This window comes from Centipeda felix, from assembly GCF_900186465.1.
In the GTDB taxonomy this organism is placed as follows: Bacteria; Bacillota; Negativicutes; order Selenomonadales; family Selenomonadaceae; genus Centipeda; species Centipeda felix.
In genome coordinates, this window is the sequence record NZ_LT891958.1 from 214,237 (window position 1) to 230,376 (window position 16,140).

14 protein-coding genes are annotated in these 16,140 nt (G+C 58.0%); all 14 read right to left on the reverse strand.

Going from position 1 to position 16,140, the window contains the following annotated elements:
* Positions 1 to 91: 91 nt before the first annotated feature.
* Entirely contained in the window at positions 92 to 1,414 is a 1,323-nt protein-coding gene (locus tag C1713_RS05425) for an NAD(P)H-dependent oxidoreductase (protein ID WP_050341441.1), read from the reverse strand.
* A 178-nt stretch (positions 1,415 to 1,592) separates the two neighbouring features.
* Positions 1,593 to 3,221, reverse strand: a complete 1,629-nt coding sequence (gene groL / locus C1713_RS05430; RefSeq protein ID WP_009753995.1) for a chaperonin GroEL — start codon at positions 3,219 to 3,221, stop codon at positions 1,593 to 1,595.
* Between the two features lie 194 nt (positions 3,222 to 3,415).
* Entirely contained in the window at positions 3,416 to 3,697 is a 282-nt protein-coding gene (gene groES, locus C1713_RS05440) for a co-chaperone GroES (RefSeq protein ID WP_009753994.1), read from the reverse strand.
* A gap of 255 nt (positions 3,698 to 3,952) precedes the next feature.
* Positions 3,953 to 5,677 (reverse strand): methyl-accepting chemotaxis protein, encoded by a 1,725-nt coding sequence (locus tag C1713_RS05445; RefSeq protein WP_102493283.1) that lies wholly within the window; start codon positions 5,675 to 5,677, stop codon positions 3,953 to 3,955.
* 13 nt (positions 5,678 to 5,690) lie between these two features.
* The gene (locus tag C1713_RS05450; RefSeq protein ID WP_102493284.1) at positions 5,691 to 6,611 is read right to left on the reverse strand and encodes a sugar ABC transporter substrate-binding protein; all 921 of its coding nucleotides are present in this window, start codon (positions 6,609 to 6,611) and stop codon (positions 5,691 to 5,693) included.
* Positions 6,612 to 6,641: 30 nt separating this feature from the next.
* Positions 6,642 to 7,142 (reverse strand): acetolactate synthase small subunit, encoded by a 501-nt coding sequence (gene ilvN, locus C1713_RS05455; RefSeq protein WP_009753991.1) that lies wholly within the window; start codon positions 7,140 to 7,142, stop codon positions 6,642 to 6,644.
* A 1-nt stretch (position 7,143) separates the two neighbouring features.
* Complete coding sequence (gene ilvB / locus C1713_RS05460) at positions 7,144 to 8,826, reverse strand: biosynthetic-type acetolactate synthase large subunit (RefSeq protein WP_102493499.1); 1,683 nt, start codon at positions 8,824 to 8,826, stop codon at positions 7,144 to 7,146.
* 70 nt (positions 8,827 to 8,896) lie between these two features.
* Positions 8,897 to 9,544: a ComF family protein gene (locus C1713_RS05465; RefSeq protein WP_245871000.1), complete on the reverse strand. Its 648-nt coding sequence runs from the start codon at positions 9,542 to 9,544 to the stop codon at positions 8,897 to 8,899.
* A 786-nt stretch (positions 9,545 to 10,330) separates the two neighbouring features.
* Positions 10,331 to 11,383 (reverse strand): L-threonylcarbamoyladenylate synthase, encoded by a 1,053-nt coding sequence (locus tag C1713_RS05475; RefSeq protein ID WP_102493285.1) that lies wholly within the window; start codon positions 11,381 to 11,383, stop codon positions 10,331 to 10,333.
* A gap of 61 nt (positions 11,384 to 11,444) precedes the next feature.
* Positions 11,445 to 12,323 (reverse strand): peptide chain release factor N(5)-glutamine methyltransferase, encoded by an 879-nt coding sequence (gene prmC / locus C1713_RS05480; RefSeq protein ID WP_102493286.1) that lies wholly within the window; start codon positions 12,321 to 12,323, stop codon positions 11,445 to 11,447.
* Complete coding sequence (gene prfA, locus C1713_RS05485) at positions 12,323 to 13,387, reverse strand: peptide chain release factor 1 (protein WP_102493287.1); 1,065 nt, start codon at positions 13,385 to 13,387, stop codon at positions 12,323 to 12,325. The genes prmC and prfA overlap by 1 nt, the downstream gene beginning before the upstream one ends.
* Positions 13,381 to 14,304 carry a DUF1385 domain-containing protein gene (locus C1713_RS05490; protein WP_102493288.1) on the reverse strand — a complete coding sequence of 308 codons (924 nt, stop codon included), beginning with the start codon at positions 14,302 to 14,304 and terminating at the stop codon, positions 13,381 to 13,383. The genes prfA and C1713_RS05490 overlap by 7 nt, the downstream gene beginning before the upstream one ends.
* 110 nt (positions 14,305 to 14,414) lie before the next feature.
* Positions 14,415 to 14,615, reverse strand: coding sequence for a 50S ribosomal protein L31 (gene rpmE / locus C1713_RS05495; RefSeq protein ID WP_009753984.1), 201 nt, complete (start codon positions 14,613 to 14,615; stop codon positions 14,415 to 14,417).
* A gap of 213 nt (positions 14,616 to 14,828) precedes the next feature.
* Positions 14,829 to 16,112 (reverse strand): NAD(P)/FAD-dependent oxidoreductase, encoded by a 1,284-nt coding sequence (locus C1713_RS05500; protein ID WP_102493289.1) that lies wholly within the window; start codon positions 16,110 to 16,112, stop codon positions 14,829 to 14,831.
* Between the last annotated feature and the right edge of the window lie 28 nt (positions 16,113 to 16,140).

Here is a 16,140-nt window from a genome sequence, read left to right on the forward strand (position 1 = left end):
CATTACATCCTCATATCTCAGTTTCTCAAAAGTGAACCCCCCACGCCTGCATCGTGGGGGGCATTGTATTTTAGGAAGCTCAGCAATTCCTTTACTTCAGCGCGTACCCGTTGCCATACATCTTGTCCTGTTCTTTACGCACCTGATAGAGCTGCGTGGACGTATCGAGGTCGACCATGTCGAGTGTGAGGAGTGTGCCCTTTTTGACATCGCATTTCATGCGTGCGTTTTTGTTGACGAGGGGGTAGACGACGTAGCCGTTTCGGTACGTCTCCTCGGCTGTCGCAATCGAGGCGTAGGTCGTGTAGCCGCCGATGCCATCAAGGCTTTCCCCCGCCTTCAGGTCGCGCTTGGCGACGGTGATGCACTCGCTGACCGGGCCGTCAAGCGGGATGATGGTCGGTTCGCCGTCGATGACGATTTTCGCCACGCTGAGCGGCGTCTCGAGGTTGCAGAGATGATAGGGACGATAGAGGGTCCAGAGGGGGCCATGCCCCATCTGGAGATAGTCCATCACGTAGGCAGCATCCTCATTCGGACATGCGACGGTGACAAAGACGCCGGGCGCAATGCCATTGACATACTCCACGACGCCGTGCCGATTCAGGATACCGCCATCCTTCTTGAGCTTAAAGAGTTCGTTGAGATCGGCGCAGCAATGCTGCGGCGAGCCCGCGGGACCGTGAGCACCGATCACGTCGGGGACAAAGCCTGTGGCGTTCGACATCGCCGTCATCTCGACCATGGTCTTCGTGCCGTCCTTGAACGAGGTGAGCATGCGCGGGTTCATCTTGCGGCGGACTGCTTCCTCGTACACGGTATCGGGATTGCAGTCATAGTCGATCTTGTTGTTCTTGCCCTTGCCAATGACCTTGACATCCAGCCCCATCGCACACGCAAAGGAGTAGAGCTCCATGACCGCACCCGGCTCGTCGCCTGCCGAGCCGGTATAGATGACGCCGTTCTTGTCGCCGAGCTTCTTGAGATAGCTGCCGATGACCACATCGGTCTCAACGTCCATCATGACGACGTGCTTTTTGTTGTTCAGTGCGTCGATCGCGATCCGCACGCCGACTTCGGGCACGCCTGTCACATCAATGGCGACCTCGACGAGGTTCGCGTGCGAGATAAATGTGTCGTTCTCTGTCGCAACGTACTTGCCCTGCTCCATGTAGCGATTTGCCTCATCGATGGTCTTTGCGACGGCGATATCCTCGTCACGGACACCCGCGGTATGAAAGGCCTTGATGACCTTATCCAGTGTATGATCGGCAACAATGGCAGGCATAATGCCCTTCATGAGCACCATCTGCGAAACCAGTCCGCGCCCCATCTGCCCCACACCCACGATGCCTGTGCGGATGATCTTGCCCTCTGCCTCGCGTTTCGCGAGTTTCTTATCTATATTCAGCATGCGAAACTCCTTTTGCTCCTCTGTCGATGGAGCTCTATTATCTTCATGCTCTGTAGTATAGCACTGTATCTGTATTTTAACAATCCGTCGATATAGATTGTAAAACAAAAAGAAGCATGCTCCACTGATAGGAAACATGCTTCTTCGCTATTTCACGATATGATCGAGGGCAACTGCCTTACATCATGCCGCCCATACCGCCCATGCCGGGTGCACCTGCAGGTGCCGGAGCCTCAGGCTCGGGCTTGTCCGTGACGAGCGTCTCGGTCGTGAGCACCATGGCAGCGATAGATGCCGCATTCTGCAGGGCAGAGCGCGTGACCTTCGCCGGGTCGACAATGCCCGCGCCGATCATGTCGACGTAGGTGTTCTCGAGTGCATTGAAGCCAACGCCATCGCCCGCCTTCTTCACGCTGTCGACGACAACCGAGCCCTCAAGGCCTGCATTCTCAGCAATCTGGCGCACCGGAGCCTCGACCGCACGGCGCACGATCTCGACGCCGACCTTGACGTCGCCCTCGACGTTCAGCTTGTCGAGTGCCGGGAGGATGTCGATGAACGTCGTACCGCCGCCGGCAACGATGCCCTCTTCGACTGCCGCACGCGTTGCATTGAGTGCATCCTCAACGCGGTACTTCTTGTCCTTCATCTCGACTTCTGTCGCTGCACCGATCTCGACCACAGCAACACCGCCGGCGAGCTTTGCCAGACGCTCCTGCAGCTTCTCACGGTCAAAGTCGGACGTGGTCTCTGCGATCTGCTTCTTGAGCTGTGCCACGCGTGCGGAGATCTGTGCCTTGTCTCCTGCACCGTCGACAATCGTCGTCTCCTCCTTGGAGGAACGCACCTGACGTGCACGGCCGAGATCCTCGATCGTGACGCTGTCGAGCTTGCGGCCGACCTCTTCGCTGATGACCGTGCCGCCCGTGAGGATAGCGATATCCTCGAGCATCGCCTTGCGGCGGTCGCCAAAACCCGGTGCCTTGACCGCGAGTGCCTTGAACGTGCCGCGCAGCTTGTTGACCACGATGGTCGCAAGAGCCTCACCGTCAAGGTCCTCTGCGATAATGACGATCTGCTTGCCCTGCTTCACCACCTGCTCCAGAACGGGCAGGATATCCGCGACCGAGGAGATCTTGCGGTCGGTGATGAGCACATAGGGATCATCCATGACGGCTTCCATCTTGTCCGTATCCGTCACCATGTACGGCGAGATATAGCCGCGATCGAACTGCATGCCCTCAACAACGGAGAGGTTCGTGTCCATGGTCTTGGACTCCTCAACCGTGATGACGCCGTCCTTGCCGACCTTCTCCATCGCCTCTGCGATGAGCTCGCCAACCTCGGAGTCTGCCGAGGAGATCGACGCAACCTGCGCGATCTTTGCCTTCGTCTCGACCTTCTGTGCCTTGCTCTTGATCTCCTCGACCAGCGTCTTGACCGCCATGTCGATGCCCTTCTTGACGATCATCGGGTTCGCGCCCGCCACGACGTTGCGCATGCCCTCCTGGATCATCGCCTGTGCGAGGAGCGTCGCCGTCGTCGTGCCATCGCCCGCGATGTCGTTCGTCTTCGTCGCAACTTCCTTCACGAGCTGTGCGCCCATGTTCTCGAACGGATCCTCGAGCTCGATGTCACGTGCAATCGTCACGCCGTCATTCGTGATCGTCGGTGCGCCGTACTTCTTATCGAGGACAACGTTGCGTCCCTTCGGGCCAAGCGTTACCTTGACCGCATTTGCCAGTGCATCAACGCCGCGGCCAAGAGCGCGGCGTGCCTCTTCGTCAAACAGAATCTGCTTTGCCATTTATATTGCCTCCACGTTTCGTCTATCTAAGGTAACACTGATAAAATGAGGTCTGCCAAATTGGCGTAGATTTTTTGTCCGAACAAGGTGGAAAACCAGACGCAGAGTGGGGCTCTGTGGAGGATTTTCCGCCGAAGTACGGGCGAAAAAGATGCGTCAAGATGGTAGTGCCGAATTTATCAGTACTTCCCTAATTACAGGATTGCCAGAATGTCGCTCTCGCGAACAATGAGGTAGTCCTTGTCGTCAACCTTGATCTCAGAGCCCGAGTACTTCGAGAAAACGACGCTGTCGCCTTCCTTGACCTCAAGGCCTGCACGCTGTCCGTTCTCGAGGAGCTTGCCCGTACCGACCGCAACGACCTTGCCCTTCTGCGGCTTTTCCTTTGCCGTATCGGGGAGCACAATGCCGCTCGCCGTCGTGACATCGCTCTCTGCGACTTCAATGACAACACGTTCGCCCAATGGCTTAATCATGGTATCTTCCTCCTAGTTTATCCCAAATCTTTTTGTCGTGTTAGCACTCTCATTGACTGAGTGCTAACTTACGTTGTCTATAGTAAATGTTTTTAGTCAAAAAGTCAATAGGTATTTTGTAAAAAAGTCAAAAAAACAACAAAGAGCCATAAAAGGCTCTCTGCATAATATGTAAATTTTTCGTGCGAATGGGCGATGCCTCTAAGCGAACCCTAGTGGAACAAACGAGAAAAGTGTGCGGTATGCCCAGCAGCATTACTCCTTGAACGCCGCCACGAGGTTCTTGAGGCGCGCCGTCCCTTCCTTGAAGGTCTGGATCTTTGCAAGGATATTCTCGTACTCTGCCGCCATGGAGACGACTCTCTCCGCGATGCGCGTGTTGCCCTCCGCACCCTCGTGTGTCGCGTTGCGAATCCCCTCCATCGCCGCATTCATCTCGCTGACGGAGCCCAGCAGTTCCTGTGACCGCGACGTTGTCGCCTCTGCAGTTTTGCGGAAGAACTCCGCATCTGCCTTGTACTGCACTGCTGTTTTGTCCATCAGGTCATAATCGCCGCGGATGTTTTCATCAATGAAGGTGAGCAGCCTATGCGTACCGTCGGAGAGAGCCTGCACCGAGCCCGTAACCTGCCCCGTGAGGCCCTTGATCTTCTCTGCCGTTCCGCGCGACTGCTCGGCGAGCTTTCCGACCTCGCCCGCGACCACGGCAAAGCCGCGTCCCTGCTCACCTGCACGCGCTGCCTCGATGCTTGCGTTCAGAGCGAGGAGGTTCGTCTGTTCGGCGATCTCGGAGATCTCCAGCGTGAGCTGTCCGATCTGGTCGACGACCTTCGAGGACTCGATCGCCTCTGCCACAGAGTCCTTCGTCGAGCCGTAGATCTGACGCGTATTGAGACGCGACTGCTCCATCGTCGTCTGGAGATCGGCGGCACGCTGTGCAACCTCGCGCGTATACTCCTCGCTCTCGCGTGCTGCGTCCGCTGCCCCCTTGATCCCATCGTTCAGCTCCCCGCTGAGATGCTGGACACTGGATGTAGATGCTGCTGTCTCCTCCATGCCTGCGGACATCTCCTCGGTCACGGCAGACATGTCCTGCGTGTCATTGTTGAGCCCGTGCAGCATTTCCTCAAGCTCCGCGACCATCGCATCGGTCTGCTCTGCCTCCTCGTGCACCTGCTTCATAAAGCCCTGCATCTTGCCGAGTGCCTTGACCACCGTACCGATTTCATCCGCACGGTCAGAGAGTTCGCGCGGGATCTCACGCGAGAGGTCGCCGGACGCGACGGCACTCAGATGTCCGATGGAGGAAGCGAGCGGATCGGAGATGTTATCTGCAATACGGCGCGACACAAGAACACCAAAGGCCACCGCAATGACGATGATGATGGCAAAGCTATAGACTGTACGGTCATAGCGCGCATTGTTCGCCTCAAAGAGCTGCTTTCCCTGGAACACGTTATCGGGTGTGAGCACCGCCATATTGCTTGAGATGACGGTGAGCGAGGCGAGATTGTCAAAGATCGCGACGCGATCCTCGGGGGTCGTCCCCATATTGTTGACCGCGCCGACCTTGTCCGCCGCGACGCTCAGATTCTTTTCCAGTTCGGCAATCGTCGCCTGTGCCCGCTCGCTCGTGTCGATCTTCTTGAGCTCCTCCATGTCGTGATGGAGCGCGTTCAGATTACCGAGCACATCGTCCACGAGAATCTTGCGGTTGTCCGCTGTGATTCCCTCCTGTAAGATGTACGGCACATTGACGCTGATTTTCCGCAGACGCGTATTGGCATCGTTCAGATACTGTGTCGACATGAGATTATGGTGATACATATCGTCAAGCGACTGCTTTGCCTGATCGTTCGAGTAGATACCGACGACGGCGACAACGAGGATGGCTGCCAAGAGGAATACGGACAGGATGAACACCTTTGTCCGCACGGCATAGTCCTTCATTGCCTCCGCAGAGATGAACGGCAGATTCATGGCACTCCCCTCCTCACTTCGCCTGCGCGAGATTGTCCGCAGTTATGGACGTAAACGGAATCGCAAGATCCCCACTCGGCGGATTCCCCTTGAGGAAGCCCTCTGCTAGTGTGAGTGCCCCCTCACCCTGCGCTTTTGCATCCTGCTTGACCGTCTGCGCCATCTCGCCCGCCTCGACAGCGGCAAGTCCCGCAGGGGTGGCATCGACCGCAGAGACAAGGCATCCACTGAGGCGGTTTGCCCCCTTGAGTGCGGCAATCGCACCGAGTGCCATCTCATCATTTCCTGCAACGACACCGTTGATCTCGGGGAACATATTCATCCAGAGCATCATGGTCTTCAAGGCCTCGGCCTTGCTCCATCCGGCATCCACGAACGAGAGCAGCTGAACGTCGGAACGCTTGTCCAGACACGCTGCCTTGAACCCCTCCCAACGGCCGACGGCACTGCTCTGCGTCTCATCGCCCTGCAAATACACGATCTTCGCGTTCGGCGGCAGATGCGCTGCCATGTACTCGCCCTGCATACGCCCTGCTTCCACATCGTCGGAATAGGCGCGGAGCACCTGTCCGCCCGCAACGCTGCGGTTGACTGTGATGACGGGAATGCCCGCATCGTTTGCCTTTTCAATGGTCTTAACGATGCTGGAACCATCGGCAGCAAGCAGGATGATCGCCCCCGCGCCGCTGCCAATCGCCTCGTTCAGCTGGTCGATCTGCATATTTCCGTCGTTCTTCGCGTCGAGGAATTCGACCTCAATGCCGTCCGCCTTTGCCTTTGCGGCAAACGCGTCCTTGATCTGCGCGCAGAATCCGTCACTGTCATCGTAGTTTGCGTAGATGACCCGATCCGAACTCGCCCCCGGCAGCCCGCAGCCCGCCAGCGAAAGGCATGCAGCAGGCAGGAGCAGAAGCCCCCATGCCCTGAGATTCATGTCAAAACACTCCTTCCCTACCGAAAAAAACTACATCTGCTTGACGGGCACAGGTCCACGCGAGAGCGCAATCGCCCCCGTTCGTGCGATCTCGATGATGCCGTAGTCGGACAGCAGCTCCGAGAGGGCATCGATCTTCTTCGCGTCGCCCGTCAGCTCAATGACGACATTCTCCACGCCGACATCTACGATGCGCGCACGGAAAATGTTCACCACGTCGATGATCTCCGCACGGTTCTCCTTCGTTGCGTGCACCTTGATGAGCACAAGTTCACGCGTGATCGACTCGAACTGCGTGAGGTTGACGATCTTCACCACGTCGATGAGCTTGGAGAGCTGCGTCACGACCTGCCGCAGTTCGTTCTCCGAAGCGACCGAGACAACGATATTGATGCGCGTGACCGAGGTTTCCTCTGTATAGCCGGCAGAGATGCTCTCGATGTTGAAGGCACGGCGGCTGATGAGCCCTGCGATATGGGTCAGGACGCCCGGTTTGTTGTCGACGAGGACGGCAAGCAAATATTTGTCCATCTTATCTTCCTCCCAACACCATCTGATCGAGACGCTTTCCGCCCGGCACCATCGGCACGACATCCGCCTCCTCGGGCACGATGACGTCGATGAGGCGTGCTCCTTTTTCGCGGAGCACGCGCGGCAGAACTTCTGCGAACTCCGCCCGCGTTTCGATGCGACATCCCGCGACGCCCATCGCCGCAGCGAGCTTGACGAAGTCCGTCTTGCCCTTGAGCTCCGATGCGGAGTAATGATGATTGTAGAACAGACGCTGCCACTGACCAACCATGCCGAGGATGGAGTTATGTACGATGACAACCTTCACATCAATATCGTTGTCCGCGATGGTCGCAAACTCTTGGCAGTTCATCATGATGCTGCCGTCGCCCGTAATCAGCACAACTTCCTTGTTGGGACGCGCGAGCTTTGCCCCGATCGCCGCAGGAAGCCCGTAGCCCATCGTGCCGAGTCCGCCCGAGGTGAGGAAGCGGCGCGGCTCCGTACACGCATAGTACTGTGCTGCCCACATCTGATGCTGCCCCACATCCGTGACGCAGATGGTATCGGGGCCGACGATTTCGCGCACGCGGTGCAGGAGTTCCTCGGGGCGGATCGCCTCACACTCCTTCCATCCGAGCGGATGCTTTTCCTCCATGGTGCGGACACTCGCCTGCCACGCCGGCATACGGGATGCCACATCTGCCGCCGCAGGACGCAGGGCATCGAGGAAGGCGGGCAGACTCTCGCGCAGATCTCCGAGGACAGGGATGTCGGCGCGCACGTTCTTGTTGAACTCGGCAGGGTCAATGTCAAAGTGGACGATGCGTGCCTTCGGGGCAAACTCTGCCGCTGCGCCCGTCACGCGGTCGCTGAAGCGCGTACCGACGGCGAGCAGCAGGTCGCAGTCCTGGATCGCCATATTGGAGGCATAGGTGCCGTGCATCCCCGCCATCCCCGTATAGCCGGGCGTATCGGCAGAAACGCCGCCGAGCCCCATCAGTGTGGAGACGGCAGGCATCCCCGTCAGGGCGAGGAGTTCCCGTACATACGCTGCCGTATCCGAGAGGATGACGCCGCCGCCGACAAAGAGCAGCGGCCGCTCTGCCGTGCGGAGGGCGTCCGCTGCCGCGCATACGGCATCGACATCCAGAGAGACACTGCCGCTGTATCCGCGCAAGGCGGCGGCAGCAGGAGAGGCAAAGTCGATCTCTGCATCAAATACATCCTTTGCCACGTCGATGACGACGACGCCGGGACGTCCCGTCCGCGCGATGAAGAAGGCCTCCTTGATCACGCGCGGCAGATCATGCACGTCCTTGACGAGGTAATTGTGCTTCGTGATCGGTGTCGTAACGCCGACGATGTCCGCCTCCTGAAAGGAGTCCTTGCCGATATAGGGATTGGCAACCTGTCCCGTGATGCAGACCATCGGAACGGAGTCCATATTCGCCGTTGCAATCCCCGTCACGAGGTTCGTCGCACCCGGTCCCGAGGTCGCAAAGACCACGCCAACCTTGCCCGAGGCGCGCGCGTAGCCGTCTGCCGCATGTGCAGCACCCTGCTCATGGCGCGTAAGGATATGCGGAAATTTCATCTTATATACTTCATCGTACAGCGTGAGGACGGCGCCGCCGGGATAGCCAAAAACGACCTCCACACCCTCCTGCCTAAGGCTCTCCAAGAGAGCCCGCGCTCCATTCATCACCAAAGTAACTCCCCCTTTATCATAGAGTGAATTATAGAGCATTTCTGTCCATTTGACAAGGAAGGACTCAGCGATGTTCCCCCGCGAGTGCAATTGCATAGACACGTCGTGCTCCGCCGTGCCGCAGAACGTGCGCACACTCCGTCAGCGTTGCCCCCGTCGTCATGATATCATCCACGAGCAGGAGATCCTTCCCTTGCACATCTGCACCATGTACGAGGGCGAACGCGCTGCGCAGTTCCTGTCGCCGCTCCGTACGTGTCATCTCATAGAGCGGCATCGTCTCACGCGTGCGGACAAGAATAGGTTCAAAAGGGATGCCATACGACGCAAACCACGGAGCAAAGATCTCCTCTGTCTGGTTAAAGCCGCGCTCTTTCTGCCGCTGTGGTGCAAGTGGGACGGGAACGGCGATAAGGGACGGCGGCAGCTCCTCCAGTACCTCCTCCCCCGCAGCGAGAATCGTACGCAGATTGTCAAGCACTGCCATCTTTCGGTGATATTTCAGCGCGCGCAAAAGATCACGGATACCGTCACGATAGTGCGCTAGGACCCAGACGCCCGTCAGATCTTCCGCCATCACGCCCATCTCCATCATGCGGCGCATGCCGATGAGCTGCCGCGCACACGCCGGGCAGAATCCCTGCCGCTCTACACAGGCGTGACAGGATGGACAGCGCGGCGGGAAGAGGAAATCGAGAAGTGCAGAAAGCAATTGCATCCCCTCCATCACAAAGAGCCCACTGAGCAATTCTATCTACATGAATTATACATCAATTCAGACCTTTCCGCATTGTTTTCCTTGTAAAAATCTATTGCATTTCCAGTTTATTTATGATATGATAAATTCAGAAAAGAGATATATCTCCTTGGTCATAAATGCTGGAAAGGAGAATGTCTATTGACACAAATTCTTCGGCAGGGCGGTATCGTCTCCTGAGCAGTATGCATCTTTGAAGAAGAACTGAGCCTGCATCGGCAGGTGCTCCGTTGGCATCATCTCATGAGAACCGTCTAGGTCCGGTCGTCCTCGGGTAGTGTGAGCAGACGACACTCGTGTTACTGTACGATTCATTTTTCGAAAACCACGCGCGCAACTTGGATGATACAGAGATCTCCAAAACGGTTTCAGCTGAACGTACAATATGCGGCTGTGCAGACACACGCGGTGATCTGTGCGGCAAAAAGCAAACACAACTGAATAAGGACGTGGAAACACATTTATGATTGCCAAATGACCGGCAGCTTGCTCGAAACAGAGCGGCTGTCGGTTCTTTCGTTTCTCTGCCGTCAATGCTGTAATGGCGGCACTTTCTTTAGGAAGCACTGATAAATTCAGCACCGCCATCTTAGCGCATCTTTTTTGCCCGCACTTCGTCGGAAAATCCTCCACATAGCTTTGGCTATGCGTCCGGTTTTCCTCCTTGTTCGGACAAAAAAATCTACGCCAATCTGACGGACTTCATTTTATCAGCGATTCCTTTATTCAGCGACTTCCTGTTCAAACATAGATGATGTTGCCCCCGCTCGCCTTACGCAGACGGTTCATGATCGCAATCCCGAGTCCGACCGAACCGGTTCCCTCCGCCAGAAGCGAGGTGGCATCCGTATCGTCAAAATGGCGCAGTGCATCGTAGAGACAGGCGGCAAGCGTACTCTGATTGCCACGCGCGCCGCAGTAGTAGGTATACGCCGCAGGCAGGAGTCCACTGAGGGCCATGATGGTATCGTTGCTCGCGATCAGCGCAGGCCGCTCGCCTGCCGCCATACGGCGCTCGATCTCTATCCGCAGTGCCCTGACGACATCCGTCCCCGCCCCTGCAAAGACCGTGAGCGGCACGCGCGGCGCGTAGTGTGTGTACTTCATGCCGGGGGCACGCGGCGCGGTATCCGCCGAAACGAGGGCCGCATCCATGCGGACGGTGAGATGCGGCAGCTCGGCGGAGATCATCTCAGGGGTCACCGCACCGGGGCGGAGGATGGTGATGCAGCCCTCCTCCGTGCAGTCGACGATGGTGGACTCTACCCCCCAAGAACAGCTGCCGCCATCGAGGATGAGCGGAATCCGCCCCATCATATCTGCCGCCGTCATCGCTGCCGTCGTCGGGCTCGGACGCCCCGAGATGTTCGCCGAGGGTGCAGCAATCGGCACCCCCGCCGCGCGGATGAGTCGACGTGCCACATCATGCGCAGGACAACGCACGCCGACCGTTGCCAGCCCGCCCGTGACCAGCGGAGGAATATGTGCGGCTTTCGGCACGATGACGGTGATGGGGCCCGGCGCGAATGCCGTAAGCAAATGTGCGGCGGCGGGCGGCACATCCTCTGCCGCCTCGTGCAGCATGGAGAGATCGGCGATATGGAGGATGAGCGGATTATCGGAGGGACGTCCCTTCGCCTCGTAGATCCGCGCACACGCCGCTGCATCGAGCCCATTGGCGCCGAGTCCATAGACCGTCTCCGTGGGGAATGCGACCAGCTGTCCGTCGCGGATCAACGCTGCGGCACGCGCAAAATGCTCCGTGGATGTGGGGCGAAGAATCTCCGTCTTCACGTTTTCCCTCCTTCAACAGATCATATACTGCCTACCGGCGAATCCTCCGCTATCGACAGAATCAAATGGTCTCTCCAACGACCACGCGCTCAATCCCCGCCAGATCGCGGAGTGTCTTTGTCCGCACGATGCGCGGATGCGCCGCCATGAGTGCCGCAACGTCCGCTGCCTCATGTACGCCCACCTCAACGGCGAGGACGCCGCCCTCCGTCAGGAGGTCAGGCGCATCCCGCAGGTGGCGACGATAGACGGCGAGCCCGTCTGCTCCACCGTCAAGTGCGAGATGCGGCTCATACGCCTGCACATCCTCCATCAGGGTTTTTACATCAGCAGATGGGATATACGGCGGATTGGACAGGATCATAGCATAGCTGCGTCCGAAGAGCGGCGCCGTGAGGTCACCCGTCAGTACCTCGATGCGCTCCGTCAGTCCCAACGTTGCCGCGTTCTCTGCGGCAACTGCCGCGGCAGCGGGAGAGATGTCCACGGCATCTGCGCGCGTCCCCTCCGTATGGTGCAGGACGGAGAGCGCGATTGCCCCCGTCCCCGTGCCGATATCGGCAAAGCGCAGCTCCCCCGCCCCTGCCTCTGCTCGTGCACGCAGGGTATCCACGGCGAACTGCGCCAGAATCTCCGTATCGGGACGCGGGATGAGCGTATCGCGCGTGACGCGGAAGGCCAGCCCCATGAACTCGCGTCTGCCCAATATGTAGGCAATCGGCACGTGCGCCCCGCGCTCCTTCACATAGCTGCGAAACGTTGCCAGTTCCGCAGGCTCGAGCGGCTCGTCAAAATGCACATAGAGATACATGCGATCCCGACCGAGCACGGCAGCGAGCAGCACCTCGGCATCGAGGCGCGATGTCTCTATGCCGCGCGTGCGGAAAAAATCCGTTGTCCACGTCAGCAGTTCCTGTATTGTCCATACACGCTGCGCCATCAGTTCACCTGTTTCAGACGTTCTGCCTGATCGGCCGTAATCAGCCCCGCCAGCAGCTCATCCAGCTCGCCGTCCATCACTGCATCAATTTTATAGAGCGTCAGTCCGATACGGTGATCGGTCACGCGTCCCTGCGGGAAATTGTAGGTGCGGATGCGTTCGCTGCGGTCGCCCGAGCCCACCTGGCTGCGGCGGTCGGCCGCAACGGCATCTGCCTGCTCCTGCTGTGCACGGTCGTAGAGACGCGCCCGCAGTACCTTCATCGCCTTCTCGCGATTTTTCAGCTGGGATTTCTCGTCCTGACACTGAACGACGATACCCGTCGGGATATGCGTGATGCGGATCGCCGTCTCCGTACGGTTGACATACTGCCCGCCCGCACCCGACGCACAGTAGGTGTCGATGCGCAGATCGTTCGGATCGATGGTCACCTCGACCTCCTCTGCCTCGGGCAGGACGGCGACGGTCACCGCCGAGGTGTGGATGCGCCCGCCGGACTCCGTGACAGGAATGCGCTGGACGCGATGCGTCCCGCTCTCATACTTGAGTTTGCTGTATGCGCCGGCACCGCTGACGAGAAAGGTGATCTCCTTGAATCCGCCGATCTCCGTCGGATTGCTGCTGAGCACCTCGGTACGCCATCCCTGTCGCTCGGCATAGCGTGCATACATGCGAAAGAGGCTCGCGGCAAAGAGCGCCGCCTCCTCGCCGCCCACGCCGCCGCGAATCTCGACGATGACATTCTTATCGTCGTTCGGGTCGCGCGGCAGGAGGAGAATCGGCAGCTCGGCGGCGAGACGATCGCGCTCTGCCTCCGCCTCTGCGATCTCCTCCGTGAGCATCGCCTTCATCTCGGCATCGGCCTCGGCGAGCATCTCCTTATCCTCATCAATGGTGGCCAGCGCCCGTCGGTAGGATTGGTACGCCTCGACGATCGGCGTAAGCGCCGCGTGCTCGCGTGTGTAACGCTGCCACACCGCCATATCCGCCATCACGGACGGATCGCTCAGCAGTGTCTCAAGCTCACGGTATTTATCTTCTACTGCAGCAAGTTTGCTTAGCACGTTGTCTCCTTATGCTCATTCCGATAATTTCCACTGCCCGCGGGGATATCCTCTGCCGGCAGCACAGCCTTCAGCGACTCGATCGCCACCTCGACCATCTCATCGGCGGGCGGGCGCGTCGTCAAGTACTGCAGCCACAGTCCGGGCGTGATGAGGATGTGCACAAGGCGATTCTCACTGCGTCCTGCAAAGCGGATGATCTCGTAGGAGGCACCCGCCACGACAGGCAGGATCGCAAGGCGGCTCAGGATACGCAGCCAGAGATCAGGCCAGCCGAAGAAAACGTGAAAGACGATGGCGACCACCATGACAATGAGCAGAAAGTTTGTTCCGCAGCGCGGATGCAGACGCGGAAATTTCTGCACGTTCTTCACGGTCAGTGCCTCTCCTGCCTCGTAGCAGTGGATCGTCTTGTGCTCCGCACCGTGGTATTGGAACACGCGGCGAATGCCGCCCATAAAGGAAATCCCCCAGATATAGAGGAGGAACACCAGAAGGCGGATACCTCCCTCAATGAGGTTGAATACGATGGGATCATCCGTATATGCTGCCGCGAGGTGTGCCGCTCCGGTCGGGATAACGATAAAGAGGATGCTCGCAAGGACGAGGGCAAAGAGGATTGTCATCGCGATTTCCTTCTTCGTCATCTGCTCGTTCTCCTCACCCGCCGCCTGTGCTGAAAAGGAGAGTGCGCGCATCCCGATGATGAGCGACTCCACCATGATGACCGAGCCGCGCACGAGCGGCAGGTTGAGGATGGGATAACGCTCGCGGATAGAGGAAACGGTACGTGTCTCGACATCGATGTCACCGCTTGGCAGGCGCACGGCGGTCGCTGTCTTTGATGCATTGCGCATCATTACCCCCTCAATGACCGCCTGACCCCCGACGGCAAGATCTGTCATTTTCTTTGGCATAGTTTTCCTTTGTCACATAAAAAAGACCATTGCACGATCTCTCGTACAATGGCCTCCTCCTAGTTTTCGTGCAGTGAAGAGGCAAGGTGCAGTGCACCTCACCGCCGTCACTATTTCTTTGCATAGCGCTTCTGGAACTTCTCGATGCGTCCGCCCGCCTGAACGTCACGCTGACGCCCCGTGAAGAACGGATGGCACTTCGAGCAGACATCGATACGCAGATCCTTCTTCGTCGAACCGGTCGTGAACGTATTGCCGCAGCCACACGTCACCGTCGCCTCGAAGTACTCGGGATGAATGCCTTCTTTCATGTTAATACACCTCGTTTCTTTTGCCGGATACAAGCACCCTTATGTGCGCTTGGTTGAACTCGACTGTCTCGCCGAGAACGGGTGAAGGAAGCACAAACCCATACGAAGCCCATTTGAGCGGCTTTACGGATCCGTGATTTCTTACGTATGGAAACAAACGCCCTGCGTTCATTACCGCGCAAGTATAGCATAAAATATTAATATGCGCAAGTCCTACTCCAGCTTGCTGTGAATGATGCGGGCAAGACGCGTGCCGAAAAAGAAGTTCCAGATCCACTTGATAGAAACGGTAAAGTCTGCATATTTTCCAGCAAGTCGGATGAGATGGACAAGCATCCACGCAAACCACGCAAAGAAGCCGCTTGCCTTGAGATTGAATCCAAGTACGGGCATTGGTCCGTTCATGACCGCCTCGCCCCTGCCGATGGTCGCCATCGCGCCAAGGTCATGGTAGACAAACTTGCCGAGCTGGTCGGGCATCTTCCCACTGATGAGTGCCATGATGTTCGCCTTGACCTGCATTGCCTCCTGCGTCGCCACGGGGGCGACTGTCGGGAGCGGACGCTCCGTTCCGTGCTGGAAGTTCGCGCAGTCGCCGATCGCGAAGACACAGTCGCTGCCCTTTACGAGAAGGTTCTCCTCGACAATGATGCGCCCCGCGCGGTCAACCTCGCCGCCGCAGTCCTTGATGAAGTCCTGCGCACGCACGCCTGCCGCCCAGATCACGGTCTTCGTTGAAATGATCTCTCCATCCTTGAGGACGAGATCGTTGCCGTCATACGCCGTCACCGCTGTATTGAGGCGGACATCGACGCCCTTCTTGCGCAGGACGTCGATGGTGTGCTGCTGCAGATCGGGCGGCACCATCGGCAGGACGGAGCCCATCGCTTCAAGCAGCGTAACGTGCACCTCGGAGAAATCAATGTTATGGAACTCTTTCTTGAATACGCCGATGAGCTCCATGATCGCACCTGCCATCTCGATGCCCGTCGCACCGCCGCCGACGATGACGAAGTTGAGGTGGCGAAGGCGCTCTTCCGTATGAGAGGGATCGGTCTTCTTCGAGGCACGCTCGAACTCATGCACAATGTGTCCGCGCAGGGCAATCGCCTCCTGCAGCGTTTTCATGCCGTAGGAGTTGCGCGCAACGCTCTCATTCCCGAAGAAGTTCGTCGTGCCGCCCGCCGCAAGGACGAGATAATCGTAAGAGATCTCGCCGTGATCCGTCAGCAGCACGTGCCGCCCCTGATCGACACCCGTCGCTTTTGCCATAAAGAAATTAACATTGTTGTTGTTCCGGAAAAACGCACGCGTCGGATAGGCAATCTCAGATGCAGAGAGCACCGCTGTACTCACCTGATAGAGCAGCGGCTGAAACAGATGGTAGTTGTGACGGTCAACGAGCGTAATGCGCACGTTCTCCTGTGCCAGCTCCTTGGCAAGGTGCACTCCGCCAAACCCCGCACCAACGATGACAACATGCTTCTGATCTGCCATGACAAATCCCCTTCTCATAAAGTGAAAA

Excerpts from the sequence above, each read along its gene's own strand:
- C1713_RS05425 (WP_050341441.1), bottom strand. The coding sequence starts at position 1,414 with ATGCTGAATATAGATAAGAAACTCGCGAAACGCGAGGCAGAGGGCAAG.
- groL (WP_009753995.1), bottom strand. The coding sequence starts at position 3,221 with ATGGCAAAGCAGATTCTGTTTGACGAAGAGGCACGCCGCGCTCTTGGC.
- groES (WP_009753994.1), bottom strand. The coding sequence starts at position 3,697 with ATGATTAAGCCATTGGGCGAACGTGTTGTCATTGAAGTCGCAGAGAGC.
- C1713_RS05445 (WP_102493283.1), bottom strand. The coding sequence starts at position 5,677 with ATGAATCTGCCGTTCATCTCTGCGGAGGCAATGAAGGACTATGCCGTG.
- C1713_RS05450 (WP_102493284.1), bottom strand. The coding sequence starts at position 6,611 with ATGAATCTCAGGGCATGGGGGCTTCTGCTCCTGCCTGCTGCATGCCTT.
- ilvN (WP_009753991.1), bottom strand. The coding sequence starts at position 7,142 with ATGGACAAATATTTGCTTGCCGTCCTCGTCGACAACAAACCGGGCGTC.
- ilvB (WP_102493499.1), bottom strand. The coding sequence starts at position 8,826 with ATGAATGGAGCGCGGGCTCTCTTGGAGAGCCTTAGGCAGGAGGGTGTG.
- prmC (WP_102493286.1), bottom strand. The coding sequence starts at position 12,323 with ATGGCGCAGCGTGTATGGACAATACAGGAACTGCTGACGTGGACAACG.
- C1713_RS05490 (WP_102493288.1), bottom strand. The coding sequence starts at position 14,304 with ATGCCAAAGAAAATGACAGATCTTGCCGTCGGGGGTCAGGCGGTCATT.
- rpmE (WP_009753984.1), bottom strand. The coding sequence starts at position 14,615 with ATGAAAGAAGGCATTCATCCCGAGTACTTCGAGGCGACGGTGACGTGT.
- C1713_RS05500 (WP_102493289.1), bottom strand. The coding sequence starts at position 16,112 with ATGGCAGATCAGAAGCATGTTGTCATCGTTGGTGCGGGGTTTGGCGGA.